At 27.9% G+C, this 26,502-nt stretch carries 25 protein-coding genes; 1 reads left to right on the top strand and 24 read right to left on the bottom strand.

All coding sequences use genetic code 11. The features are described 5' to 3' along the window. Positions 1–64: 64 nt before the first annotated feature. The 20 genes from ACTG48_RS05895 to ACTG48_RS05800 all read right to left on the bottom strand — a co-directional run bounded on the left by ACTG48_RS05895 (position 65) and on the right by ACTG48_RS05800 (position 22,170). The gene (locus tag ACTG48_RS05895) at positions 65–931 is read right to left on the bottom strand and encodes an AraC family transcriptional regulator (RefSeq protein WP_479918365.1); all 867 of its coding nucleotides are present in this window, start codon (positions 929–931) and stop codon (positions 65–67) included. A 224-nt stretch (positions 932–1,155) separates the two neighbouring features. After that, complete coding sequence (locus tag ACTG48_RS05890) at positions 1,156–2,025, bottom strand: nitroreductase family protein (RefSeq protein ID WP_021383860.1); 870 nt, start codon at positions 2,023–2,025, stop codon at positions 1,156–1,158. A gap of 500 nt (positions 2,026–2,525) precedes the next feature. Further along, positions 2,526–2,747 carry a hypothetical protein gene (locus ACTG48_RS05885; protein ID WP_021383887.1) on the bottom strand — a complete coding sequence of 74 codons (222 nt, stop codon included), beginning with the start codon at positions 2,745–2,747 and terminating at the stop codon, positions 2,526–2,528. 505 nt (positions 2,748–3,252) lie between these two features. Further along, a complete protein-coding gene (locus ACTG48_RS05880; RefSeq protein WP_021383897.1) occupies positions 3,253–4,233 on the bottom strand; it encodes an SPASM domain-containing protein in 981 nt (326 codons plus the stop codon). 156 nt (positions 4,234–4,389) lie between these two features. Beyond that, positions 4,390–5,265 (bottom strand): metallophosphoesterase, encoded by an 876-nt coding sequence (locus tag ACTG48_RS05875; RefSeq protein ID WP_021383831.1) that lies wholly within the window; start codon positions 5,263–5,265, stop codon positions 4,390–4,392. Positions 5,266–5,428: 163 nt separating this feature from the next. Beyond that, positions 5,429–5,980 carry a helix-turn-helix domain-containing protein gene (locus tag ACTG48_RS05870; protein ID WP_021383825.1) on the bottom strand — a complete coding sequence of 184 codons (552 nt, stop codon included), beginning with the start codon at positions 5,978–5,980 and terminating at the stop codon, positions 5,429–5,431. A gap of 20 nt (positions 5,981–6,000) precedes the next feature. Next, entirely contained in the window at positions 6,001–6,903 is a 903-nt protein-coding gene (locus ACTG48_RS05865; RefSeq protein ID WP_479918364.1) for a glycyl-radical enzyme activating protein, read from the bottom strand. Positions 6,904–6,917: 14 nt separating this feature from the next. Next, on the bottom strand, positions 6,918–9,290 hold the full coding sequence (locus ACTG48_RS05860; protein WP_021383903.1) for a glycyl radical protein: 2,373 nt from the start codon (positions 9,288–9,290) through the stop codon (positions 6,918–6,920). 180 nt (positions 9,291–9,470) lie between these two features. Next, positions 9,471–10,154, bottom strand: a complete 684-nt coding sequence (locus ACTG48_RS05855; protein WP_479918363.1) for a hypothetical protein — start codon at positions 10,152–10,154, stop codon at positions 9,471–9,473. Between the two features lie 226 nt (positions 10,155–10,380). After that, positions 10,381–11,760: a sensor histidine kinase gene (locus ACTG48_RS05850; RefSeq protein WP_021383892.1), complete on the bottom strand. Its 1,380-nt coding sequence runs from the start codon at positions 11,758–11,760 to the stop codon at positions 10,381–10,383. Continuing rightward, on the bottom strand, positions 11,754–12,467 hold the full coding sequence (locus ACTG48_RS05845) for a LytR/AlgR family response regulator transcription factor (RefSeq protein ID WP_479918362.1): 714 nt from the start codon (positions 12,465–12,467) through the stop codon (positions 11,754–11,756). Before ACTG48_RS05845 ends, ACTG48_RS05850 begins: the two co-directional genes overlap by 7 nt. Before the next feature lie 254 nt (positions 12,468–12,721). Beyond that, complete coding sequence (locus ACTG48_RS05840) at positions 12,722–13,273, bottom strand: DUF2812 domain-containing protein (RefSeq protein WP_479918361.1); 552 nt, start codon at positions 13,271–13,273, stop codon at positions 12,722–12,724. A gap of 104 nt (positions 13,274–13,377) precedes the next feature. Next, a complete protein-coding gene (zupT, locus tag ACTG48_RS05835; RefSeq protein ID WP_021383901.1) occupies positions 13,378–14,181 on the bottom strand; it encodes a zinc transporter ZupT in 804 nt (267 codons plus the stop codon). Positions 14,182–14,331: 150 nt separating this feature from the next. Further along, positions 14,332–15,495, bottom strand: coding sequence for a M20 family metallopeptidase (locus ACTG48_RS05830; protein ID WP_479918360.1), 1,164 nt, complete (start codon positions 15,493–15,495; stop codon positions 14,332–14,334). A 65-nt stretch (positions 15,496–15,560) separates the two neighbouring features. Next, a complete protein-coding gene (locus tag ACTG48_RS05825; RefSeq protein WP_021383912.1) occupies positions 15,561–16,748 on the bottom strand; it encodes a membrane protein in 1,188 nt (395 codons plus the stop codon). Positions 16,749–17,108: 360 nt separating this feature from the next. Then, positions 17,109–18,809: an ABC transporter ATP-binding protein gene (locus ACTG48_RS05820; protein ID WP_479918359.1), complete on the bottom strand. Its 1,701-nt coding sequence runs from the start codon at positions 18,807–18,809 to the stop codon at positions 17,109–17,111. A 239-nt stretch (positions 18,810–19,048) separates the two neighbouring features. Next, positions 19,049–19,324, bottom strand: a complete 276-nt coding sequence (locus ACTG48_RS05815; protein ID WP_021383888.1) for a PTS sugar transporter subunit IIB — start codon at positions 19,322–19,324, stop codon at positions 19,049–19,051. A gap of 118 nt (positions 19,325–19,442) precedes the next feature. Continuing rightward, positions 19,443–19,976 (bottom strand): molybdopterin-guanine dinucleotide biosynthesis protein B, encoded by a 534-nt coding sequence (gene mobB, locus ACTG48_RS05810; RefSeq protein WP_021383818.1) that lies wholly within the window; start codon positions 19,974–19,976, stop codon positions 19,443–19,445. 23 nt (positions 19,977–19,999) lie between these two features. Beyond that, positions 20,000–21,181, bottom strand: coding sequence for a molybdopterin molybdotransferase MoeA (locus ACTG48_RS05805; RefSeq protein WP_479918358.1), 1,182 nt, complete (start codon positions 21,179–21,181; stop codon positions 20,000–20,002). Positions 21,182–21,435: 254 nt separating this feature from the next. Continuing rightward, positions 21,436–22,170, bottom strand: coding sequence for a hypothetical protein (locus ACTG48_RS05800; RefSeq protein ID WP_021383823.1), 735 nt, complete (start codon positions 22,168–22,170; stop codon positions 21,436–21,438). A 362-nt stretch (positions 22,171–22,532) separates the two neighbouring features. Here ACTG48_RS05800 and ACTG48_RS05795 point away from each other — a divergent pair, with 362 nt between their 5' ends. Then, positions 22,533–23,438, top strand: coding sequence for a selenium metabolism-associated LysR family transcriptional regulator (locus ACTG48_RS05795; protein WP_021383850.1), 906 nt, complete (start codon positions 22,533–22,535; stop codon positions 23,436–23,438). A 249-nt stretch (positions 23,439–23,687) separates the two neighbouring features. On the opposite strand, the gene ACTG48_RS05790 is transcribed toward ACTG48_RS05795, so the two are convergent. Genes ACTG48_RS05790 through ACTG48_RS05775 form a run of 4 tightly spaced genes read right to left on the bottom strand, consistent with a single transcriptional unit; the run spans position 23,688 to position 26,502 of the window. Further along, positions 23,688–24,530 carry a PTS system mannose/fructose/sorbose family transporter subunit IID gene (locus ACTG48_RS05790; protein ID WP_021383812.1) on the bottom strand — a complete coding sequence of 281 codons (843 nt, stop codon included), beginning with the start codon at positions 24,528–24,530 and terminating at the stop codon, positions 23,688–23,690. Further along, positions 24,514–25,272: a PTS mannose/fructose/sorbose/N-acetylgalactosamine transporter subunit IIC gene (locus tag ACTG48_RS05785; RefSeq protein WP_021383858.1), complete on the bottom strand. Its 759-nt coding sequence runs from the start codon at positions 25,270–25,272 to the stop codon at positions 24,514–24,516. Before ACTG48_RS05785 ends, ACTG48_RS05790 begins: the two co-directional genes overlap by 17 nt. A 16-nt stretch (positions 25,273–25,288) precedes the next feature. Beyond that, on the bottom strand, positions 25,289–25,759 hold the full coding sequence (locus ACTG48_RS05780; RefSeq protein WP_021383881.1) for a PTS sugar transporter subunit IIB: 471 nt from the start codon (positions 25,757–25,759) through the stop codon (positions 25,289–25,291). Beyond that, positions 25,759–26,502, bottom strand: a complete 744-nt coding sequence (locus tag ACTG48_RS05775) for a BtpA/SgcQ family protein (protein WP_021383907.1) — start codon at positions 26,500–26,502, stop codon at positions 25,759–25,761. The genes ACTG48_RS05780 and ACTG48_RS05775 overlap by 1 nt, the downstream gene beginning before the upstream one ends.

The following is a 26,502-nucleotide window of genomic DNA, read 5'->3' as shown; positions in this document are numbered from 1 at the left end:
TTATCAAAAAAATAACAGACCATTTCCAGTCTGTAATTTTAAAGGTTTATATTGTTCGTTAATTTTAGGATTGTTTCTTAATTGGAATCCAAACTTCTGTGGTATAATCAGGAGCATTAATATCACCATTAGGATAAAGTTCAATATCTGGTAAATTAGCATATACATATCCAGAGCTTGGTAACCATTCAGTAATAATTCTTTTTTGTAATTCTTGTATTGCCAAAGCATTTGGCATTGGGGAAATACATTCAAATACTGCCCATGTACCTGATGGTATAAAGTATTCATAAGTATTTTCTACTATAGGATTATCCGTTGAGACAGCAATGTAATAATCTAAGCCTTTACTATCTGTACATACACTAACTCCAAGCAACCCATGAGGTTCGTTATTTATTAACTCTGAAAGCTTATCAATTGTTCCATTTTTTATGGATTTATCCCACAATTTAGGAACTTTATCAAAACACTCTTCTACAATCATATTCATACTTTCTTTTATACCAACAATACGGAATCCTTTCTTTTCTACAATACGATACTGCATTTCTAAGTTCCCTTTTACATAAATAGTTAATGTCATCTTAGGATATGCTTTTAAAACAACTCCCTTTGCTCTAGCCGCAGAAGGAGAAATGCTATGTATATTTTGAAAAGCCCTATTAAAAGATGTTGGTGAATCATAACCATATTTCTCAGATAGTTCTAAAATTTTAATATTGCTATTCTGTAGTTCAAATGCGGCTTTAGTCATACGTCTTCGTCTAATGTATTCAGATACTGGTACTTCTGCAATATATGAAAACATCCGTTGAAAATGAAAGGTTGAACAGCATGCGATTTTTGCTGCTTCGGCATAATCTACCCCACTTTCAAGATTATCTTCAATATAAGTAATAGCTTGATTTAATTTATTTATCCATTCCATTTGATATTACCTCCAAACAAATTATACAATCTAATAAAATAATATACCTCTCTATTCATGCACAAAATTGTAAGCATTAAAATTCGTAAGTATTTTTTAATTCATAAACATGATAAATAAGAAAGCTGGATTATACAATAAAAAAGTTCAATAACATTATATTATGGAATGTTATTGAACTTTTTATAAAAATTAGTTTAAGTGTAGTTAAGTATTAAATTATCTTATATATTACAATATCCAACTATCTTATAATCTTCTGGTACTTTGTAATCTTTATCTGGAGTACCTAAATTCCATTTCAACTCAAACATAGTTGCACTTATTATTGTTGCAAAGTAAAGCATAACGATACCTACATCTATTTTTTCTTCATATAGACTAGTATGCCCATCTTTTCTAACAGCTAAAACTACAACTCCTCCATCAACTATAAATCTCCATGGTTGTCTATTTAGTGTAGATGGTGCTAATCTTGCATAGTGGAATGCCTCAAGAAGTGCTCTTTCTTCTAATACTTCTATACTTGCATCATTTCCCCATTCATCCATGTAAACTACATCTTCTACACCTAATCTAGAAGAACCATTGTCTAATACAACTTGCATATCAGATTTTGAATAATTTTCTCCAGTCTTTGTAGCATTTAATATTTTAGTATTGCTTGCATTTTCTCCATATCCAATTGCTATGATTCCTGTTACTTCTTTATCTGAATTAATTTCAAGTTTCTCTCTTACCTTTTTACCATCTTCAAAAGTAACCCAACAAGAACCTATTCCTAGTTCTGTTACTTTAAAGATTATACTTTCTCCTATGTATCCTGAATTTTCAATATAGTTATCTTTTACATCAGATAATATTATAATATAACTTGGAGCATCTATCATATTTCCTTTATATCCTGCTACTTTATCTAAATTGTCAAAAACTTCATTTCTATTCATAATTCTTATGTCAACATCTATTTCTGGAACTAGTTTCTTGCAAGATTCTGAGTATTTCTTAATTTCACTAAGATATTCCTCTTTAATATCTGTGTTCTTGTATTCTCTAACAGACTTTCTATTTAATATGATTGTTTTATAATTCATAATTTATCCTCCCCAAACTAGTATATTATTAATTATATACCCATTAGTATGATATTTTACTCATTTACTTAACAAATAATAATTACAATTTTGTAATTATTATTTGTTAATAATATTCCACTTTTACATTAATAATGACCAGTTGTGCAAAATCCATTGCCAACCTTCAAATAAACACATATTATAAAGGTAATATAAAATAAACAAACAAATCTTAACAAAAAATTAAACTTTTTTACACGAAAGAAGGCTTCCCGTTGCCTTCTTTATTTTTTTAAAAAAATAAGCTGTTTCTAAATGATTTCACATTTTGAAACAGCCAAGTTATTTTATAATGACAACTATAATTTGAGGATGTGAGGGAGAGTTGTCATTATAATTTTAGGGTAATTATATTATGTTTTAAGCTAGTTCTTTCTATATTTATATAATACATTTTATATATGAATTTTATATGAGATTTGTATAAATGGTATATGAAATTACCTATATTTATTATATTAAATCTTATTATTACATTTTCCACAACGATACTCATATGTTTCCACATTATTTGGAATATTTACAAATACAAATTCTTTACAGTTCTCACAATACTTCAATATAGATATAGTTCCACACGTGTAACATTCAAATGTCACACAATCCTCATTTTCCTCTACTATCTCAAACTTTTTACTGTGTTCACCACACTCTGGGCACTTGTGATTATTTACATTCATAAATACTCCTCCTTATTAGTATAGTTAAAAATGTGTCAAAAACTTAATTACTGTATTCTATATTACTTAGTATATATTCTATAATAAATCATATTCTAATATAATAAAACAAATTAAATAAAAAAAAACCATAAATTTTAAATTTATGGATTAATTCTTGTAATGATAACTCTATTTGAGGATGTGAGGGAGGGTTATCATTACAATAGGGTATTATATTATGGTTTTTTAAGCTAGTCTTTCTATACTCTATATAATACATATGCTATATGAATTTTATATGATTTTTACATAAATATTTTATGAAATTTAAATTTTTTAGTCACTTTGAAATTTGTAAAAAGTTCTCTAAAAAACCATAACATCGTAAACAACCAACATTTAAGTAAAATATCATAAAAAAATTTGTCCAATAATTTTAACAAGTTATATCACCTCATTATAATTGTTGACACAAAATCAAATAAACAGTCTATAAAGCTCTTATAAAATATAATTTTAATACTTATTGATACACAATCTCTAGTTTATCAATCTTATCTTGCATCTCTAAGAAAATCTCTTCAACTGAATTGTTAAATATATTGCCTAAATAGATTCTTTTATCTTTTTGAAGTGAATAAGATTTTACGCTACCATCAGAAGAAATGTATAAATGACTCCATTCTGCACCATACTTTGAAAATCTTTCTTTTGTATCCTTAAATCTCATGTCTGCTATTTTTATTGCTTTCTCCCTATCTTCTCTTACTACTGTATGCCCTCTTTTTATCAAACTAGTTATTTTTATATCTTCTTTTAATTTAACATGTGCATTATCATTGTTTGAATATACTTTCCATATTACTTTATGACGATAATTATCTAATTCTTTTATAAGTCCTCTATCAATAGTAAAACTCTCCTTAGTTACCACAACTAAATCAAAGTGGTCTAACATATATTGAAATATTTCTCTCATATTTTTATTTTTTAAAATATCCTCACCAATAACCTCTATGAATCTACAACCTTTTTCATTCATACACTTTAATAATCTTGTGATTTCAGAAAAATACTGACTTGTATTGTTGTTACCATCTATCTCTATTGTAAAATATAAAGGAGTAAGATATACTTTGTTTCCTGTTATCTCAAAAACACTTGATAGTGTCTGTACTTCGTCTTCAAAGGTTAAATATACATTCTCATAAAACATAAAAAATTCAATGACATTTTCTTTTATATCAAGCATATTCCTATATTTATTGGATAATAGATTTATTACATCTTCAGTAGTATTTTTCCCATCACATTCTGCCAGTACAACAATTTGCTTCCAAGTTAAGCTATCCACATTTCCTATACTTTTTTCATATCCATTTGCTTCATCATAAATTGGGCCAAGTATAAGATTTTCCTTTGGCCACATATGAACTCTGGTTCCATCTTTTAGTTTTGGATATTTATTTCTTACAGATTCATAAAATCTACTTATATCACCCATGATTCTTCTAATCCCCCTATATTTTAAATATTCTATGCTAAAAATAACACTTTATTTTTATTAATTCAACACTTATTCAAAATTGGTCATTGTACATGTTTAACTGGATTTAACATCAATTTTATCTATATGTTATTGATGTTTATATACAAATTCTTATTCATTAGACTTCAATGTAATTTTAACTATTTCTGGTTTGCAATTAAGTCTAATTAAAACTTTTGAACCTCCCAAGCCTTTATTTAAAATCATAGTACTATTATCTTTTTCATATTTTCCCCAGTCATACTTAGGAAAGAACTCTCTATTTGGAGATAATACCCCTCCAATAAAAGGTATTCTTATTATACCACCATGAACATGTCCAGCTAAAATTAAGTCTGCTCCCCATTTTGCATATTTTTCAAAGAAAAAAGGTGTATGAGCTAAAAGCATATTATACTCATTTTCATTTATCTTACCTAGATTATCTTCTATAAAATTGTCACTTAATTCTAACTTTTTATTATTGCCAAAAAAATATGGATAGCATTCCAATGGTATAATTAAACCATATAAATTAAGATGACTATCTCCTCTATATATTCTTACATACTCGTTTTCCATATTTATTATTTTCTTTGAGTACAACTTCTTAAAATAGTCTTTATATAGATGCTTGTACTTTTTTATTAAAGATTTTTGTTCATGATTTCCAATTATATGATATACCTCATATTTTTCTACCAAATTATCGATTAAATCTAATGCAACTTGAAAATTTTTATTTTCCCCATCAACTAAATCTCCTGTTATAAATATAACATCTGGACTTAAGGAATCAATTTTATCCATTAATACCTTATTATTTTTTTTATCAAAGACCTTATTATGTAAATCACTTACTTGAACTATTTTAAAGTCATCAAATTCTTTTGGAATTTTTTCATTAAAAATAGTATATTCTGTTGTTTCTATATGCTGAGTTTCATACTTATACAGAATATACAATAGTACTAATACCAATACTGTTAATAAAACCTTTATAATCATATTCTCTTCCTCTTTATTCTATTTTATTAATATTATTATAATGCTTTTATGTTTTTTTTTAAACAATAATATTAGTACATATATATAATTTTTTTTGACATTATAAAAACAAGTCACCCTTTTCCAAAATTATAATTTATTTCAGAAAAGGATAACTATAAAATTATCTATAAACTTCTATATTGTGAAATATAGTTTTTCCTATATTTAAATTTTTATATATATGCTCTAAAGTTCCATCAAATCTAATAGAATGTCCAGACTCTAAAATATAAGTTTTCCCATCAACATTAAGTTCAAGTTTTCCTTCTATTACAAGTACGTACTCTTCTAAAACATGACTGTGCGTAGATGAAACATGAGTACAATTCTCTTCAAGCTCTATTATGAAAAGTTCAAACCTTCTTTGAGGACTGAAAGGATATATTGGATATAACTTCATATTACCTTTCTGTTCAATAATAGGTTCTACATCTTCCTTTTTTATAACTTCATAGGTATTTGTGTTTTCACTTAATAGTGTTGTAAAATTTATTTTAAATCCAGATGAAATTTTCCATAAGGTAGATACTGTTGGACTCGATTCCCCTCTCTCAATCTGACCAAGCATTGCTTTACTAACTCCTGTCATCTTTGAGGCCTTATCTAAACTCATGCCCATTTCTTGTCTCAATAACCTTAAGTTTTCTCCCACATTAGGAAATTTATTATCCATGTTAAAACCCTCCTGATAGCCTATTTATATTCTATGATTTTTACTCCTGTAAGTTCTACTATCTCTTTTAATTTTAACATATGATTATTACAAATTTCATCAAATTCATATATATAATCTTCAAGTCCTAATGCCTTATATTTATCAATTCCAAATTTATGATATGGAAGCAATTCCATCTTTCCTCCCGAAACATTTTGTTTTACAAATAATGCAGTATTTCTTATATTTTCTTCACTATCATTCACTCCATAAATAATTGGTACTCTTATAACCATAGATTTATTCAGATTTGAAAGCTTGCATATATTCTCTAATATAATTTTATTACTTACTCCTGTATATTCTTTGTGGATATTATCATCCATTGATTTTATATCTACAAAAATATGGTCTATTTTCTCGAATACATCATTTACTTTATTCCAATCAAAGTATCCACAAGTTTCAATTGCCATATTTATACCTTTATTATAAAAAACATCCACTAATTCTCTTAAAAAATCAATTTGAAGTGTTGGCTCTCCTCCAGAAAAAGTTACCCCTCCATTAGATTCAAAGAAGAATATAAAATCTTTTTCAACTTCCTTTATAATTTCTTCAACATTCATTTCTTCAGTCATTATACATATAGCATCTTTAAGGCATACTTTAACACATTCTCCACATAAATCACACTTGCTATTTATTTGATTTCTATCAAATAGTGAACTTATCTTTTGAGGACAAACATCTATACATCTATTGCAAGATACACATTTATCCTTCATAACACCTAGCTTGACAATGTTACTCCATGAATCTGGATTGGAACACCACTTACATTTTAATTTACATCCTTCCAAAAATATAGTAGTCCTTATTCCATCTCCATCATTTACTGAAAAATGTTGCACTTTTACAACTCTACCTTTTTTACTCATAATCTACCTCTTAATTAAAAATTACTATGTGAATTTCTAGCTATTATAGCATCTTGCATTTCTCTTGATAAATTAACAAATTGAGTACTATATCCAGCAACTCTCACTAGTAAATCTTTATATTCTTCTGGATTTTCTTGAGCCTTCAATAGAATATCATTTGATATTGTATTAAACTGTACATGGAATCCTCCTAGAGCAAAGTATGATTTAACCATAGATGTTAGATTTCTAAGTCCTCTTTCTGTTTCTACCAAATCTTGATTCAGTCTTAAGTTTAAAAGTGTTCCACCAGTATGAACATCATGATTTATCTTTGATGCAGATTTCATAGCTGCTAGTGGACTTGTTGTATCAGTTCCAACGAATGGAGAAACGCCTTCTGTCAAAGGTTTTGTTGCTTTTCTTCCACATGGAGTTGCACCTACAATTTTTCCAGTTGGTACATAATTTGATATTCCCATAAATGCACTATTAAATTTTGAGCCAAATATATCCTTATATTTTCTAGTTTCAGTATAATAAAAATCAGAAACTTCAATTGCTAATGAATCTACATAATCATTGTCATTTCCATACTTAGGAACATCTAATGCAAGTTTTCTTAAATCTTCATAACCTTCCCAGTCATTGTTTAGTGCTTTTGTTAACTCTTCTAATGTCGTAACTTTATCTTCAAACACTAATTTTTTTATAGCTGCTAATGAATTTGAAACCACTCCTAGCCCTATACCAGTTAATACAGGCCCTATATTATATTTTGCTCCTCCTTTGCTTAAATCAACACCTTTATCTAAACATCCATCTACACAAGTAGATAAAAATGGTCTCGGTACCATTTCTTTATGAATTTGTTGGGCAACAGTAGTTCCTATAACAGAATTTTTGATAAGGTATGCTAATTGTTTTAAAAACTCATCTTTAACTTCTTCAAAAGAAGTAAATTCTGCGATATTCTTTATATCTAATCCCATTACTTCTCCAGTTAACCTACTTTTACCTTCATTCATAGCATATTCTAAAGCTGCTGCAAAATTTATATTTACTGCCGAAGTCCATTGCCCTGTTTTTCTGAAATGAGGAACTACACAGCCACAATTACTCCAGTCTCTTGCATCTTCTGCATCATATCCATCTTGTAATAACATTTGTGCCCCTGCACTATCACTGTGTATAGCAGGGAAACCAGTACCTTGTTTTACTAGTTTTGCAACTGCCATAACGAAATCATCTGGTGCTCCTTGACTTATTCTAACACTTAAACCTGGCTGATGAGTTTTTACACTTTCTGTAGCCTTTAAACACATATATGAAATGTCATTTGTTCCGTCAGTACCATTTCTCTTTTTACCACCAACAGTAAGATTTTGGAATTGATTATATCCTGCAAAGTAATTTGCTGTATTTGCTGATATAGTCCATACCCATTCTGACAACTTAATCCAAAGAGCTTCTATCAATTCTTGGGCTTCTGATGCAGTTATTTTGCCTTCTTTAGCATCATTTTCATAATAAGGGTACATATATTGGTCAAATCTACCTAAATTTAATGCTAGAGGATTTTCTGATAAAACACCTCCCAATTGTACAAACCATACAAATTGTATTGCTTCATAAAAACTAGTTGGAGGATTTGCTGGTACATTCATACATATTTCTGCTATTTTTATAAGTTCTGCTTTTCTCTTTTCATCTGTTTCAGATTCACTCATTTCTTTTGCAAGATTTGAATATCTATTTGCTAATATCATAATAGCCTCTGCAACTATAGAAACAGATTTGTAAAAATCTATTTTTTCAATATTTTCTGAAATTGATATATCTAGTTCTGCTATTTTTTTGTCTGCATCCTCTTTGATTCCTTTATATCCTTTTACAAATAGTATATCTTGATAGTCTGGTGTTACTTCACCAACTGCCTGTCTCCACTTAGAATCATTGTCTATTATTCCTGTATCTACCAATATCTTAGCTGTATCTTCTGGAATTCTTGCTAAAAAAACTTCTTCCAAAGATTTTCCCTTCCAATATGGAAATATCTCTCTTCTTATAAATTCTATTTGCTCTTTTGATATTACATATGGGTCTTGAGTTCTTTCATCAAAAGTATCCATTTCTTTATCTACCCATTGCCAAGAAAATTCTGGTGTCAATATACCTGTTCTTCTAAACTTACCTGCTGTTCCCACAATTAATTCATCTTCAAATATTTTTATAGGAAGTCCCTTACATGTCTCTAAAAAAGCCTTAGCTCTTCTTATACATATAGCCTCTCCCTCAGTTTTTTTATGTGATTCTGTAAAAATTCTAGCCCTTTCACAACATATCATAGGCTTAGAATTAATGTATTCTTGTCTAAATGCTTCTATTCTATTAGTTTGACTCATTTAAAATCCCCCTTTAGATAAATATCTATTAGCTTTTGTATGTTATAACATACTTTAATTATATTATACTGTCCTTTTACATAAAATGGAAGCATAAATAATTTATTTATGTAAGAAGGGGGATATTTTATTTATAATGTATTTCTATCTTGTTATAAGTTTTTATATTATACTAATATGCTAATGATTTGAAATATCAACTTTATATAATAGGCTAAGTTTTAAGACTTTAGTAGACTCTTTAACTTTGTTAACTTCAATATGTATATCCTTCATATAAGGAAGTTCTACAGTACCTGTTCCATCATTAAAGTTTTTTTCTACAATAGAAAAAAATTCTTTCTCTGTTAATTCTGTATTCGTCAATGACTTAAATAGATTGTATAGAAATTTAATATATTTATCACTCTCAGACAACTTATCTTCCTCTGGATATTCTTTAGCACAGAGAATATCGATTATTACCTTTCCTTCTTTGTCGTCTTCAGACATAGAATAGAATAAACTTCGGATATTTTTTTCAGGTACTTTCTCTGTTCCATTTATAGATACCACAAAACTACCATCTGTTTTTGAATTAGTAATACTATAACCACTATTTGTTATAGCTTTCGAAAATCTTTGGGATAAATCTTTTTTTACTTCTTCTCTACCTTTTACATCATTCATCTTTTTTGAGTAATTATCAAATAATTCAATAGATTCATCTTTTTTATCTTCAATTTGTTTTTTTAATGAATCCTCACTAATTTGCTCTGAGCCATTTGAATTATTGTCAGACACAGTAGGCATACATCCTACCATCAGTCCTAAACTGATATTTAAAGCTACCACTATAGCCACTCTATACATTTTTATCTTCATTTATACTTACCTCCACTCTATTTACATATTTAAAGTATTACTTATTTAACTGCAATATTCTTTTAGCTTTCATTGTTCAATACATACCACCTTTCTATCCAATGCTTATAACTTATACTAGTAAAGTTATACATTCCTTAATACACAAATAAGGATGTTATCTTTTTCTATCACAAAGATAACATCCTTATTTTTTTGTATCAATATATATGGACCAACTAGTAATCTAATCGACCCAACTGTCAGTATCTTGATTCAATGGTATATATATATTTAGTATAAATTTATCCTTATTATTTTCAAATAATAATTCTCCATTATATTTTTGTAAAGAGGATTTCATGCTCTGAATCCCTATTCCATGAATAAATTTATCCACTTTGTCTGTAAATAATATACTTTTATTGGAATTAATAGAATTCACCTTACTATTTTCACACTTAAATACAAAAAATGACTTCGTTATAGTTCCTTTAATCCTAATATATTTATCAACATTCTCATCTATAATTTTATCACATGCTTCTATTGCATTCTCTAAAGCATTAGAAAATATACTTGACACATCTATAGGTTTCACAAAATTTACATTTGAAAAATTTATACAGCAAGTAAATTTAATTCCCTTTTTTTCACATATTTCACTCTTTTCATTGATTATAATATCTAATATCATATTTCCTGTATTATAAATATATTTAAATGATTTAATTTCATCTTTTAAATTATGCACATATTCATCCATTTCTTTACTATTATTTTTAAGATTATCTATACAATAAATATGATTATTTATATCATGGTAAAGTTTCTTAACTTTCATATGAGATTGTTGAATAGCTAAATAATGTGCATATTGCATATCTAACTTATTTTTTATTAATTCATTTTGGGATTTTAATCTATTTTCTTTTATTATTTCCTTGAATACCAGAATAATAAGTATGCTACTAGCTCCTACTAACTTCGGATTTACAAAATTGTAAAAATAGTATCCTTCTGAATATAATGACCCAAACCGTTCTAATTTCTTTAATATATAATTTACAAATACATTCATTGTATTAACTAATAAAGCAAATAATAAGTATATATAATTTCTCTTATCCTGACTAATCAATTTTATATGCTTCCTAAAAAAACTAAATATCATGTATATAAGTATAATTATTAAATTTCTATATATATGAATTTTTATATAATCTAGATGAGATGCCAATAGATATTCTTTAGATGATATAACATTCCCTGTAATTACAAAAAATAGTATTCTATATATGACATCATTTAGACACTCATAATATACACTAAATATAAAAAATAAAATAGAATACTTAATATAATTCATCTTGTAAAAATAATTATAGTAACCTGCCCAAACGATAAATATTACAATAGGAAATAAGTAATTTATATTATTATAATACTTACCTTCATTAAATAATCTAGTTATTTGAACCAAAATATAAATAAGAAACAACAAGATACAAAATGCTATTTTTTCATTTTTTTTATTATCTTGTTTGTAAGTTAATACATCTTTCATTATAACAAATTTTGTAAATACAGATAAAATTAATAACATCTCAGTCATAAAATTTAGCATATTGTATCACCAAGAAATTTCAAAAACTTCTCCTTAACCTCTTTATATCTATATCTACTAATAGGAACTTCCTCCCCACTTTCCAGTATTGCAATATTATGCTTTATATTTTCAACATAACTTAAATTGACTATAAAGCTTTTATGACATCTTATAAATTTATATAGATTTAATTCTTTTTCTATTTTACTTAAGCTATATCTTATATCAAAGTTCTTATTTATTGTGTGTATTAGCATATCCTTTTTTTGAACTTCTATATACTTAATTTCATTTAGATATATCTTGTATGTATTGGACTTATTTTTTATTGTAATATAACTATCCCTATTTATTTCAATATCCTTGATACAAGTCAGCACATGCTTTTTTAATTCTTCTAACTCTATTGGCTTTAACAAGTATCTATAAGCTCTTACCTCATACCCCTCTTGTACATAGTCTATCAGAGACGTTATAAATATTATTTCCATTTCATTATCTACTTCTCTAATCTTCCTTGCAGTGTCCATTCCATTTAGTTTTTCCATCCTTATATCAAGAAATAATATATCTATGTCTTTCAAGTTGCTTTTAAGTAACTCTTCGCCAGATAAATACTTTTGTATTTCATATTCTATACTTATATTTTTTAATATATTCTCAATATAATCTACTATTAAAAGTTGAGTTTCTTTTTCATCTTCACAAACTGCTATATTAATCATAAAATTCCTCCTTGCACGATTTCCAATTACTACAGTTAAAATATTTGAATTAATTCATTCAGGCATAATTTTTTATATCTGATACTTTAGAATAACATTTTTAAATTATTTCTATCAATACTCAATTTTATACAACTGTTATTTTGATATATCATTTTCACAATGAAAATTATCTTTATTAAAAGATAGTATTTATGTATAAAAGAGGGTACCTTAAAATATTTTTAAAATCATTTCAAGGTACCCTCTTCTATTTATTTAAACTTTTTGAGCCTTAAATAATACATTAGTCTCTTATATAACTGTACCATATATAAAACTAATAACATAATCTGTAGTACAATAGCAGTTATAGATACTCCATAACCACTAGATAGATTACTTACTTCAACAGATAATAAATATATAAAGATTACCACTAACAAAAAGAATATAAATATATTCATAAACAAAATTGATTTTACTTTATTTTGTTTATCAAAATCACTATATAGTTTAGGAGGCAAATCTTTATACTCTTTAGACCATACATACCATGAAGATGTCCCCATAAAACTGCCAATACTCCTAAATATAAGATTCCAACCTTTTGATTTATGTTCATCAAAATAATTATTCTCTGCATCATAGTAGTAATCAATAGCGTATTTTATTTTTCTTGGGCTTCCTTTGTGAAAATAAAATATTCCTCCAAATTTATTTATCTTATACAGATTATATCCATTCGCTTCCATATCTTCTAGCCATTTTTCTATCTTATCAGGTGAGCTATACCAGTCAAATTTAAACTTTATTTTCTTTTTCATAATACTCACTCTCCAAAATGATATTTTTAAATATCTTAAAAGTCTATTTAAATAATTATATCATTTTGATATTAATTTTAAGTTACAATCAGATATCTAAAGGCTTATTTAAATAACAATAAGCTAATAGCCATAACACCCATACCTGCAATCAACCCATAAATAGATAAATGATGCTCACCATACTCTCTAGCTGATGGCAATAGCTCATCAAGTGATATAAATACCATGATTCCTCCTACAATTGCAAATACAATTCCAAGAGTTATATCATTTAAGAAATTTCTAAGAAGCACATATCCAATAATTGCTCCTAATGGTTCAGACATTCCCGATAAAAAAGAATAATAAAAAGCTTTCTTCTTATCTCCTGTAGCATAATAAACTGGTACAGATACAGATATACCCTCAGGTATATTGTGTATAGCAATCGCAATAGCTATCGGTATAGCTATTGTAACATCATCAAGAGCCGATATAAATGTAGCTAAACCTTCTGGAAAATTATGAATTGCTATAGCCATTGCTGTAAATACTCCTGTTCTCAAAAGAGATTTATTTCTATTGATATTTTGTTCTTCTATATTTTCCATTTTCTTTATCTCATGTGGATTTTCTTCTTGAGGAATTAACTTATCAATAATTGCAATAATAGCCATCCCTACAAAAAAAGCTATTACAGTTGACCAGCTTCCCATTTTTTCACCCATAGACTTTGTCAAAGCATCTTGTGCTTTAGGAAAAATTTCTATCATAGACACATAAATCATAACACCAGCAGAAAATCCTAAACTTATAGAAAGAAACTTAGTATTAGTTTTTTTAGCAAAAAATGCTATGCAACTTCCTATACCTGTAGACAAACCTGCCAATAATGTTATCAAAAATGCAAACACTACATTATTCAAATAAATCACCCTCTTTTTAATTGATATTGATTATCATTTTCTTTTATGTTATCATATATCTTTTATATAGTCAATCTTATAAGAATTATATGCATTAAAAAAGCAGAGATATAAACTTAGTCTCTGCTTTTTCTTTATAGTATATTAAATTTATTTATTTAAGAAATCTACTGCATATTGAACATATAAAGCAGTCCCAATTTCTAAGGCATCCTCGTCTATATTAAAACATCCATGATGATGAGGGTAACAAGCACCTTTTGATTCGTTTCTAGCTCCTACAAACGCTAGTGCACCAGGTGCAATATTCATAAATTCAGCCAAATCTTCTGCTCCTGTTACTTTTTCAAACATTGTTATACATTCTTCTCCAAATAACTTAATTGCTGCATCTGTTGCTATCTTTGAGCATTCTTTGTCATTTATAACTGCTGGTGTTAAATATCCATATTCTAATTCAGCTTCTGCTCTATATGCTCCTGCTGTAGATTTTGCTATACGTTCTAAAATTGAAGGAATTTGTTCTCTAAGTTTTGGATTAAATAGTCTTATTGTACCTTCTAATATAGCTTCACTTGCTATTACATTAAATCTAGTTCCTGAATTTAAAACTCCAACACTTACAACTAATGGCTCTAAAGGACTTACTTCTCTACTAACCATAGATTGTAAATTCATAACTATTGCTGAACTTGCAAGCACTGTATCAACACCCTGATGAGGAAGTGAGCCATGCCCACCTTTGCCCTTTACAGTGATTTTAAAGAAATCGGCAGAAGCCATTCTTGGTCCCTCTTCTACTGATATAGTTCCAGATTCTACATCTGTCCAAAGATGTATTCCAAATACACTATCTACACCTTCCATAGCACCATCTTTAATCATAGCTCTTGCACCTTTACCAACTTCTTCTCCTGGCTGAAAAAATAATTTTACAGTTCCATTAATACTATCTTTAATATCATTTAGTACTTTTGCTGCTCCTAAAAGCATTGATGTATGACCATCATGACCACAAGCATGCATAAGTCCTTCATTTTTTGATTTGTATTCTACATCTGTACATTCAACAACTTGTAGTGCATCCATATCACCTCTAAGTGCTACAGTCTTTCCTGGATTAGTTCCTTTTATAGTTGCAATTACACCTGTACCTCCAGCTGATACATATGGTACTCCAATTTTATCAAGCTCTTCTTTAACTCTTTTTGATGTTCTAACTTCTTCCATACTCTTCTCAGGATTTTCATGAAATTCCCTTCTAAGTTTAATCACATAATCTTTATAATTCTTTGTTATTTCTTTAATATCCATTCCAGACCTCCAAGTAGTACATATTCTTCTTATTTAAAATATTTTTTATTGTTATCATTTAAATATTAGATTAGATTTACAAATATACCTGCTATTACTACAGAAGCTATTGTAACTGTAGTGAAACCTCCAACAAGCATCTTTGGAAGCATCTTATCCATTAAAAACTCTTTTTCTTCTGGTGTTTCAGCTAAAGCTTTTACTGCTTCTTCAGTTAATATATAGTTTGGTGGAAAACCATAAAGTGCTGTAAGAGAAACTGAAAAAGACATTTCTTTACTTTCACCTAAAAGCTTACCTACTATAATAGAGAATATTCCCATTCCTATTACACCAAATATTATGATTCCTACAAGAGGAACTGCCATTTCAGCAAGCATTGCTGGTGTAGCTTTTGCTAATCCTGCAAATATAAAAGCCATCAATGATGTCATTAACCATCCAAATGAACCAGATTTGTTAAGAGGTTTTCTATCAACTATTCCAAGTTCTGATGCTATTACACCAAATATCAAACATATAACATATCTAGATACAACTTCATGTGTAAGATTTGTAAATTGTACTGCTAACCATGCTACCAATCCTAATCTAAGTATTATCATATATGTTGTATCATACTTTTCAGGTAAATCTGGAATTATCTTAAATCTACTTTTTTGTTCAGGTAAATTCTCAGTTTTTTCTTCAACTTTACTTGTAGTTACTTTTCCACTTCTAAAATCTGATAAAAGTCTTTTTCCTTCTTTTTTAAGCATTAGTGCTGTAATAGGATAACCTGCAAATCCTTGTGCAACATACATCAAAATTGCAAGTACTGCCAAACTTGCAAGACCTTTTGCTGTAGCAGCATCTGCCATCATTATAGATGCAACTAGTCCCCCAGTAAGAGGAGGTGTAGCTATTACTGCTGTATCCCATCCAAATACTACTGTACCTAATGCTAAAGCCCCTACACATATACCTACTATTCCTGCCAAAGCTATTACGATTGTTTTCCATTGCCCTGCCAATTCTTTAATACTCATCATAGTTCCCATATGTGTTATTAATAAAAGCATTCCCAATTGGGCTAATGGTGTTCCTAAAGCGGCTAAGTCTACAATATTTTCTGGGAAAAAAGTCCAAAATCCTACTATAAATATAATTGCTGATACAAAAACTGATGGAACAAAAGCTTTAGTTTTCGCTGAAACTACATCACCTATCGTCAGTGATACTAAAACTAGACAAAAAGCTGTTATTGCCTCCATACAAAATCCCCCCTCATAATAAATATATTTGTATACAATGTATGTATAGTTATCCATTATTTTACTACTTTTGAAAAACATTTCAAGACAAAATTCGAATTTTTTCATAAAATTCCATAAATTCTATAAATTAAAGTTAGCTTTCTAAATTATTCTTTTTAAAAAAACGTTATCCTAATTATTGGCTATTTATCACTATTCTTATAAATAGAATTAATTGTAATTTGCAAAAAATAAAACATAGAATACATTTTTTCATAAAACATCTCATTAATTAAAATGAATTTGATTTATGAATCTTAATATATTCTATGTTTATAAATTTAGTGTATATGTTAGTTATTGTATAAAATTTACATACTAGTTATTGTGTAATCTACTATATACTCCATTTTTGTTTACTAACTCTTCATGAGTACCTCTTTCTTCAATTCCTTTATCTGTCAATACTATGATTTCATCAGCATTTTTTATAGTAGTTAATCTATGTGCAACAACTAAATTTGTTCTATCTTTGCTTAGTTCTTCTAAGGATTCTTGAATTTCTCTCTCTGTTACATTGTCTAAGGCAGATGTAGCCTCATCCAATATTATTATTGGAGGATTCTTTAAAAAGATTCTTGAGATTGATATTCTTTGTTTTTGTCCACCTGATAATTTTACTCCTCTTTCACCTATATAAGTGTCATATCCGTCTGGTAAAGTCTCTACAAAATCATGTATCCTTGCCTTTTTGGCTGCTGATATCATTTCTTCATCTGTAGCATTAGGATTTCCACAAAGAATATTGTCTCTTATCGTTCCTGTAAATAAAAACACATCTTGTTGAACTATACCTATATTTTTTCTCAATGATTTTAAGCTGACATCTTTTATACTCTTTCCATCAATTTTTATATCACCCTTATCAAATTCATAAAACCTTGGCAATAGATTACATAGTGTAGTCTTTCCTCCTCCAGAAGGTCCAACTAATGCTATCGTCTTACCAGCTTTTATAGATAAACTTAAATTATTTAATACTTGAGTCTTATCTTCGTATGTAAAAGATATATTTTCTATCTCAATATTACCTTTTACATTTTCAAGCTCAACAGGATTTTTAGCTTCCTTTTGATGGTCTTGTTCCATTATTTCTATGAACCTTTTAAAACCTGTCATACCATTTTGATATTGCTCTGTAAAGTTTATCAATTTTTTCATAGGTTGTATAAACATTTTTACATATAATATATAGGCAGCAAAATCACCCAAAGTAATTTTTCCAAGATAAGTAAAGTAACCACCAGCTATAACAACTACCCACTCTAAAATATCCATGTATAAGTTCATGCCAGAATAGTATTCTGCCATTACTTTATAAGAATCTTGTCTTGCTCTTCTAAATAACTTATTACTTCTTACAAACTTATTTAATTCTTCTTTTTCAGTACAAAAAGACTTAGTTACTTTCATACCTGCTATACTATTTTCTAAGGTAGCATTCACATCACCTATAGTAACTCTACTCTTCATAAAAGCAACATTCATTTTATCTTTTTTAGTTATTGCAAACCAAATTATAAATGGTAATATGGCAAATATTATGAAAGTAAGAGGAATATTTATATCTATAAGTATAAAGAATGAACCCACCAACATTACTATAGAAATGAATAAATCTTCAGGCCCATGATGTGCAAGTTCTGTTATATCCATTAGGTCATTTACTATTCTAGACATAGTTACCCCAGATTTGTTATTATCAAAATACGTATTTGGAAGTCTCTGCAAATGTGTAAATACTTCATTTCTCATATCAGCTTGCATATCTACACCAATAACATGCCCCCAATACTGCATAAAATAGTTAAGACCTGCTTTTGCTATAAAGATAAGAATAAGTACTACTGCAAAAACTACTAACATTCTTAAATTTTTATTTGGAACAATGTCATCCATTATATTTCTAGTTATCATAGGATAAACTAAATCACATAAGGAAAATAAAAAAGCTGCTATAAGGTCTAGTGTAAAAATTTTCTTATACGGCTTATAATATTTTATAAATTGTTTTATCATAAGTATTAAACCCCTCCTTCATTGATACTTCTAAAAAATACCCATAAATTAGTATAACATAACAACAATTTTAAATCTTTTATAAACTTGCAATATAAATCAATATTTTTCATAAATTTGAATATTTATGTCATATATTATACATTTAAAACAATATAAAAGAGCCATATCTCTGTAAATAACTTATTACAAAGATATAACTCTATATTTAATGCTAAATATTTTTTATAGATACAAAACTACTTCAATGCATCCAATATTTTCTTATCTAAAGCAGCTGTATTTATACCTGTTATGTATGCTGTTGCTTTTATCGCAGGTATATCGTAAGTTGTTGGCAATATAGTAGTAGACACTATTAAATCAGCCCCCTCTTGTTTTGTTGCACATTCAGCAATTTTACATTGTATAACTTCTGCTTGTATGTTGTTTTCTTTAATTAATCTTTCTACCCTATCACAAACTACTGTTGATGTCGCAATTCCTGCCCCACATGCTACTAATATTTTTTTCATATTTTTTCCTCCTACGATTTCTTTGATATTTTATAATTCAAAATACGATTGATAAATTTCTCATATCTTTATTTATATAAATAATTATACCATTTTATATCAAAAGAGTATCTTAAAATTATTCTTTTAATATGTTTTTTATTTCAGTATCATTTATACTTAAAATCTCATTTTTTATACAATACTCTATGTAATTTGATATATTTTTATAGTCATTTAAATCAAATTGTTTAATATTCAAATCGTATTCTATATCACTAACAATACCTATTAAATCAGACTTATTTGATAAAATATCCTTATATTTATTCTTTCTAGTTATCTCCAACCTTTTGAACCTATAATTTTTATATCCTTCTATAATAATTAAATCCATATCTCTATATAACTGAATCATTTCATATAATGGATTCTTCTCTTTTAGTTCTTCAATATACGCTACTCTCTTATCTGATATTATACATACCTTTTTAGCACCAGATTTTCTATGTTTATAAGTATCTTTACCTTCTTCATCCATGTCAAAATCATGACATGTATGTTTAATCACTCCAACATTATACCCTTCTTTATTTAGTTCTTTTATTATACCTTCAATCAATGTAGTTTTACCTACTCCAGAATAGGAGACAATTGACAATATATTATACATAAAATTGACTTCCTCTCATAAAACTATCTAATAACAACATCTACTAACTGATTTTCTTTTATAGTTTCTTTCTTTTTTATCCTTATCATACAATTACTTCTCAGTGTTGCTGACAATCTAGCTTTAGCATCTTTCTTATCATTTAACTTTACATATAATTTACCTTCACTTGTGTATAATTTCCCACTTACAAATCTATCTTTATTTGAAAGTTTATTAAATTCTCCCTTAAATATGGCTTTTATATAATGCTCTCCTTTTTTATATGTCAAATACTCAATAACAGGAACTACCACATTATCAAATACCACAATTGCTGCATGTGGATTTCCAGAAAGCCCAAATAATAGTTTTTCTCCCAATGTAGCTACATAACAAGCCCCTCCAGGTTTAATGTTTATTTTCCAAAATAACTCCGTTGCACCTATCTTTCTAAATACATCTGGAATTAAATCTTTGTCCCCAACAGACACACCACCTGTTGTAATTAAAAAATCTACCTTTTGCAACATATTCTTTACTATTTTTTCTAACTCTAATATATCATCAGAGCAATTACATATTGTATCTGCTTGTATTCCAAGCTTTAGAAGTTTTGAATATAATGTATATCTATTACTATCATATATCTTACCATCCTCTAAAACCTCATTTATATCTTGTAGTTCTGTTCCTGTATTCAAAATCCCAACTTTTAAATCATCATACACAGTTACTGTAGATATTCCAAGACTTGCTAATACTCCTACTCCATCATATCCTATATCCTGATTTTTATTAATTATCAATTGCCCCTTTTTTATATCCTCACCCTTAAATATATAGTTATCGTATTCCTTTAACTTTACATTTAAAGTTATCATATCATCTATAACAGTTACATCTTCTTTTTTTATTACACAGTTTGCACCCCTTGGTATTTTACCACCAGTCATTATCTTCACTGCTTCATTTTTATTTAATACACTATCAAACACTTCTCCTGCATATAAAGTCCCTATAACCTTTAAACTTCTATTTTCAGAATTTGCATTATATGCATAACCATCGTACGGTGACCTATCAAATGGAGGGCTATCAATTGTTGAATATATATCTTCTGCAACCACCTTATTTATTGCGTCTATAAGATTTACTCTCTTCACCCTACTTATTGGTACAACATTTTCTTCAATAATTTTTATGGCATCTGCTAATTCTATCATTTTAAATACTCCCCAATATATTTTTTATTTAAAACATTTTAATGTAATATGCTATAGATTACAAAAATTAGAAATAACTTTATCTTATATTTAATTATAACTAATTGTCATCTATAAGTGCAGTTCAAATTTAATAAAGCTTATAAAATTATTACCAACTACAATGTGCTAAATTTTATAAATCTTATAAAAAAACTGTTTCCAGCTAGAAATTTACTTCTATCTTGAAACAGTCTTGTATGCTCTAGAATCCATTATTCTATTAAAGCTCCTTTTAATATTTTTACAATTTTATCACTTTCAGTAGTTTTTATAGATTTTATTTTGTTATCCTCAATACTTATTGTAAGCACTTCTTTTTTTAACAATTTATTATCTTCTTTTAATCTATAACTTTTCACTACTTTGCTACCTTCATGATCGTATGCTATTAAATCATAATTTACATCTCCCACAATTTCATTTATTCTAGCCTCTTCAACTCCAATATACTCCCCTAAGTCAATTTTTCTAAATTTTTCTATTGATACAGCCGATTTTTCATGGTCACTTTTTTCAATCATAATACTAGAATCAGCGTCAATAGTTATATTGCTCTGTGAAGAAAATGAATTTGTTTCAACATTGACTACTTTATTTTTATTAATATCAATGTATAAAGCACTTCCATCTAGCTCATTATTTCCAGTATACTTGGGGTAAACTAATGTCATATAACTTGATGTATTTATATCTTGCATTGTATCTGATTCTTTTAAATCTTTAGGTTTTATATAGTAAATTGTGTTATAAGGTATTCCCATATTCTTTATAACAAAATTATAGTCTTTACTCATAATTTCATTAACATCATTTTGAACTTTTGTCATAGTTTTTTGTTGTGTTGCTTTATTTGCTACTTGATTTTTCTCTTTAGTATTTTCTTTATGACATCCAACAAGTACAATACCTAAAATAGTTACACAAACTAATGACTTTTTTAACTTCATAAATCAATCCTCCTTTCTTAAATTTTATAATATTTATCTATATATCAATGTACGATTATCTCTTTTTTCAATAATTATATTTATTATATTATAAAATAATTATATAATATTTATTTGAATTTAATAAGATTAAGAAGCTATTTGTAATTTTTCTGTAATAAAACACATTTTAAAGTTGAATTTTGAAAATTCAATTTAAGATATTTTTAAGGTAAATATCCTTATAACATTATACCAAATTATTCCTAAACAATCAAAAACTCCATGAATATTTTAAGGTTTTCTATTTTAAAAATCACCTTTGACTATTAATTTATCAAATATGTTATAATAGTTTTAGATAATTTAAGGAGGATTAAATAATGGATTTTAAACAACTTGAAGTATTTGTTGCTGTTGCAAAACATCAAAGTTTTTCAAAAGCTGCAAGAGAACTTTTTTTAACTCAACCTACTGTAAGTGCACATATACAAAATTTAGAGAGAGAGTTAGAAACTGTACTTATAAATAGAAGCAACAAAGTGATTACACTTACAAAATCTGGTGAAATTCTTTATGAACATGCTATATATATATTAAACAACTGTAAACGTGCAATATATGATATAAAAGAATATTCAGGAAAAATAGAAGGTATCATAGATATTGCATGTAGCTCTATACCTGAAACCTATATTTTACCTGATTTTATGAAGAGTTTTTCCATGAGTTACCCAGACGTAAAATTTTCCATAAGCCATTATGATTCTCAATATGCTATATCAGAAATTTTAAATGAACGAATAAGCTTTGGATTAGTTGGTTCTAAGGTCAACAATCCTCAAATAGAATACCTAGACTTATTAGATGATGAGCTTGTTCTTATCACTCCTTCAGATTTTAAAATTGACAATAAAGATAATAAAATTGATATAGAAGAATTGGCTTACTTAAATTTTATTATGAGAAAAGAGGGCTCTGGTACTAGAAATTTAATATTAAATACACTTAGCAAAAATAACTTTCCTGTAAATAAATTAAATGTAATAGCTCATGTAGAATCAAATGAAGCTATTAAAGAAATGGTTAGATTGGGTCTTGGTGTGTCTTTTATATCTTATATCTCAGCTATTGATTATCTAAATGCAGGCAAGATTAAATGTTATAAAATAAAAAATGTTGACTTTACTAGAAAATTTTTCTTTATTTATTCCAAGAAGAAAACTTTTTCTCCACTAGAGGATAAATTCCTAAACAGATTGTGTGAGTACTTTGAAATCATAATATAATAATTATAATATAAGATACTTAATCCTAAATTATATAACTAATGAATAAACTAACTATAACTGTCACATACATAGTCATAAATTACTATGTAACAATTTTCTTTTTTAGTTAATTTAGTAAAAAAACCCTTGTTCAAATGAACTTGGGATTTTTTATATAAAAAGGGAGTTGCCTTATTTTTAGTGCAACATCCCCTTTGTAAATTTCATTTGTGGATAATATTAAAAAAAATATATCCTTAATTTTGATTATACTATTCCAATAGCAGCTAATACTATACAAATAATTATAACGGAAATTAATATCGTAGTTGTCTTGACCTTTTTTCCTAATAACCAATATATAATACCAAATATCATAGCTGGAAGCATACATGGCATTATTTGATCTAAGTAAGTTTGAATAGGCTCTGCCCACTCTCCACTACCTACATTAACACTAAGCTTTAACATTACATTAGAGGCAGTCATTCCTCCAATTACCATAAGCCCTAGCATTGACGCTGCTTCCATAACTTTTGAAACTATACTTGAACCACTTACATCTTTAAAAAATTGAGTCCCATACTTAAATCCTTTATCTAGACATATATAACGAATGATAAAATGAGGAATATTTATTATTAAAAGAAATAAAATTGGTCCCATTATATTTCCCTGAGAAGCTAAAGCTATACCAACTCCAGCTGCTATAAGTTTTAATGTACCCCAGAAAAATGAATCTCCTATCCCAGAAATGGGTCCCATTAAACTTGATTTAACAGCATTTATACTATTTGCATCAAATTCTTCATTCTTTGCATTTTCTTCTTCCATAGCTCCAGATATACCCGCCAAAAGAGTACTTATATGAGGAGTAACTGACATGAATTCAAGATGTCTTTTTAAAGCCTTAGATTTTTTTTCCTTATCATCTTTATATAATCTACGGATTATAGGTGCCATCATATATGCATATGCTATATTTTGCATACGCTCATAGTTCCAAGATGAATCTAGTGTTAAAGACCTTCTAAAACATTTCCAAAAGTCTTTCCTCGTTATTTTACTGTCTGGTGAAATTGTTTCCAATTTCTTAGAATTCGTTGTCATCTACTACTACCTCCTTCTCTCCTACAAAGTTAACATATATTAAAGCTATTGCTAATCCAAACAATGCAACACCTGTTACTGTTATATTTAGATAAGCGACCAATATAAATCCTAATAATAAAAATGCTACTGTCTTCTTATTAAGCATCATTCTAGCTAACATAGCAAAACCTATTGCTGGTATAACACCAGCTGCAACATCCATTCCATGAGTTACATATGATGGTATAAATGAAAGTATCTTTTCTATTACTGGAACACCTAATGAGAATCCTATACCTACTATTATTGCTAATATTAATTTATTTCCTATACCAAATAATAATTGCACACGCTCTACGCCTTCAATATTACCCTCTTCTGCATAACGGTCAGCAATATGAGCTCCCCATGTAAGTACTACTGTCATTAAGAAGTTGTCTATAAGCAATACTAATGTTGCTATAGGAACTGCAAGTACAACTGCCGCTGATACATCTTGCCCAGTTAATATTACAAATGCTGTAGCAATAATAGAACCAGAAACAAAATCAGGAGGATTACTTGCTCCAACTGGAAATGCACCCATAAATACTAGCTCTAATGTTGAACCTATTACTATACCTGTCTGTAGATTACCTAGTGCTAAACCAACAAGTGGTGCAACAACTATAGGTCTATTATGCATTGTAGAACCTACAAAACAATGCATATATGCAAAGAATGCAATTAGAGTTATTAGAATAACTTGTGTAAATTCCATTTTCATCCCCCTAAAATTATATTAATTTCATTACATTTGTAGCATCATCATCAGGAACCAATTGTACAAATACATTTACGCCTTCTGAATCTAATTCTTTAATCATATTTATGTCATCTTTTGATACATGTACTGCTTTAGATATATTTTCACGATTATCAGCTGATTTTGTTCCACCAAGGTTTATAGATTTAATAGCTTTTACTTCCTTAGCTAGTCTATAAACATCTTCTACAGATTCACAAAGTATCAATAAATTATACTTATCAGTAACTCCTGAATTAAGTGCTTTTACAGAATCTTCTATACTTTTCATTACAAGTTTAACATTAGATGGTTTAGCCATTCTAAGTCCTGCCATTCTTAATTCATCCTTTAATAATTCGTCACTTGCTATCAATATACAATCTGTACTTAGAAATTTTGTCCATGTAAATGCTACTTGTCCATGTATAAGTCTGTGGTCTACTCTTACTAATTTAATCATTATAATTCCTCCCTAATTTTTTTTATTTCATCCATGAATGTTTTCACGTGTTCTACACTAACATCTCCAAAATCTTTATAATTATCTTTAAAGTAACTTCCTATTATTGCCATATCTCCTAATTCAAGCTGTTCTTTTGCATTTTCCAAAGTAACTCCAGCAGCTATAACTAATGGGAAATCCCCTAAGTTTTTACGGAATAACTCTATCTTTTCCATTGATGTTTCTTGTCCTGTAGCATTCTCTGTAACTGCTATGGCATCACATCTTGTCATACCTATTTTTAAATCTTCTTCAACTGTCTTTTCTGATAATACTGGTTGGTATTTAAATCTCACTCCTCCAATTAAATAAGCTGGGCACTTTGAGCGTTGTAATTTAAAAAATTCTTCTAATGTTGCCTCGTCTCTAGGTTTAACATGACCTACTACAGAATCAACTTGTATATAACTTGCCTTATATTTTGTTGCCAGTTCAAATCCCATAGTATCAACATTTAAGCAGTTTACTCCATATGGTATTGACAAATTAGCGTTTGATACATACTCAAGTATTCTTTCTAAATCATAGTAATTGCCATAGTAGTTTTCTAACATTATTCCATCTACACCATTTTCCTCCAAGATTGCGATTTCTTTTTTAGCTCTTTCAAAGATATCTTCTGGAGTATCTCCTTTTAAATGTATCATTGCTATAATTGGCTTCTTATTTTTAAATACTGATAATATTCCCTTTTTTTTCAT

The sequence above is a fragment of the Clostridioides sp. LIBA-6822 genome (assembly GCF_056688955.1).
Note: the sequence above shows the minus strand (reverse complement) of the source record. Positions and strands in the feature narration are given on the sequence as shown.

What these genes read in the sequence shown, in the direction of transcription:
- ACTG48_RS05780 (WP_021383881.1), bottom strand. Translation starts at nt 25,759, where the DNA reads ATGATTAAATTAGTAAGAGTAGACCACAGACTTATACATGGACAAGTA.
- ACTG48_RS05775 (WP_021383907.1), bottom strand. Translation starts at nt 26,502, where the DNA reads ATGAAAAAAAAGGGAATATTATCAGTATTTAAAAATAAGAAGCCAATT.
- ACTG48_RS05870 (WP_021383825.1), bottom strand. Translation starts at nt 5,980, where the DNA reads ATGGATAATAAATTTCCTAATGTGGGAGAAAACTTAAGGTTATTGAGA.
- ACTG48_RS05785 (WP_021383858.1), bottom strand. Translation starts at nt 25,272, where the DNA reads ATGGAATTTACACAAGTTATTCTAATAACTCTAATTGCATTCTTTGCA.
- ACTG48_RS05825 (WP_021383912.1), bottom strand. Translation starts at nt 16,748, where the DNA reads ATGGAGGCAATAACAGCTTTTTGTCTAGTTTTAGTATCACTGACGATA.
- ACTG48_RS05850 (WP_021383892.1), bottom strand. Translation starts at nt 11,760, where the DNA reads ATGCTAAATTTTATGACTGAGATGTTATTAATTTTATCTGTATTTACA.
- ACTG48_RS05860 (WP_021383903.1), bottom strand. Translation starts at nt 9,290, where the DNA reads ATGAGTCAAACTAATAGAATAGAAGCATTTAGACAAGAATACATTAAT.
- ACTG48_RS05790 (WP_021383812.1), bottom strand. Translation starts at nt 24,530, where the DNA reads ATGACAACGAATTCTAAGAAATTGGAAACAATTTCACCAGACAGTAAA.
- ACTG48_RS05845 (WP_479918362.1), bottom strand. Translation starts at nt 12,467, where the DNA reads ATGATTAATATAGCAGTTTGTGAAGATGAAAAAGAAACTCAACTTTTA.
- ACTG48_RS05890 (WP_021383860.1), bottom strand. Translation starts at nt 2,025, where the DNA reads ATGAATTATAAAACAATCATATTAAATAGAAAGTCTGTTAGAGAATAC.
- ACTG48_RS05830 (WP_479918360.1), bottom strand. Translation starts at nt 15,495, where the DNA reads ATGGATATTAAAGAAATAACAAAGAATTATAAAGATTATGTGATTAAA.
- ACTG48_RS05875 (WP_021383831.1), bottom strand. Translation starts at nt 5,265, where the DNA reads ATGATTATAAAGGTTTTATTAACAGTATTGGTATTAGTACTATTGTAT.
- ACTG48_RS05895 (WP_479918365.1), bottom strand. Translation starts at nt 931, where the DNA reads ATGGAATGGATAAATAAATTAAATCAAGCTATTACTTATATTGAAGAT.
- ACTG48_RS05820 (WP_479918359.1), bottom strand. Translation starts at nt 18,809, where the DNA reads ATGATAAAACAATTTATAAAATATTATAAGCCGTATAAGAAAATTTTT.
- ACTG48_RS05885 (WP_021383887.1), bottom strand. Translation starts at nt 2,747, where the DNA reads ATGAATGTAAATAATCACAAGTGCCCAGAGTGTGGTGAACACAGTAAA.
- ACTG48_RS05880 (WP_021383897.1), bottom strand. Translation starts at nt 4,233, where the DNA reads ATGGGTGATATAAGTAGATTTTATGAATCTGTAAGAAATAAATATCCA.
- ACTG48_RS05840 (WP_479918361.1), bottom strand. Translation starts at nt 13,273, where the DNA reads ATGAAAAAGAAAATAAAGTTTAAATTTGACTGGTATAGCTCACCTGAT.
- ACTG48_RS05800 (WP_021383823.1), bottom strand. Translation starts at nt 22,170, where the DNA reads ATGAAGTTAAAAAAGTCATTAGTTTGTGTAACTATTTTAGGTATTGTA.
- ACTG48_RS05855 (WP_479918363.1), bottom strand. Translation starts at nt 10,154, where the DNA reads ATGAAGATAAAAATGTATAGAGTGGCTATAGTGGTAGCTTTAAATATC.
- mobB (WP_021383818.1), bottom strand. Translation starts at nt 19,976, where the DNA reads ATGTATAATATATTGTCAATTGTCTCCTATTCTGGAGTAGGTAAAACT.
- ACTG48_RS05805 (WP_479918358.1), bottom strand. Translation starts at nt 21,181, where the DNA reads ATGATAGAATTAGCAGATGCCATAAAAATTATTGAAGAAAATGTTGTA.
- ACTG48_RS05815 (WP_021383888.1), bottom strand. Translation starts at nt 19,324, where the DNA reads ATGAAAAAAATATTAGTAGCATGTGGGGCAGGAATTGCGACATCAACA.
- ACTG48_RS05795 (WP_021383850.1), top strand. Translation starts at nt 22,533, where the DNA reads ATGGATTTTAAACAACTTGAAGTATTTGTTGCTGTTGCAAAACATCAA.
- ACTG48_RS05865 (WP_479918364.1), bottom strand. Translation starts at nt 6,903, where the DNA reads ATGAGTAAAAAAGGTAGAGTTGTAAAAGTGCAACATTTTTCAGTAAAT.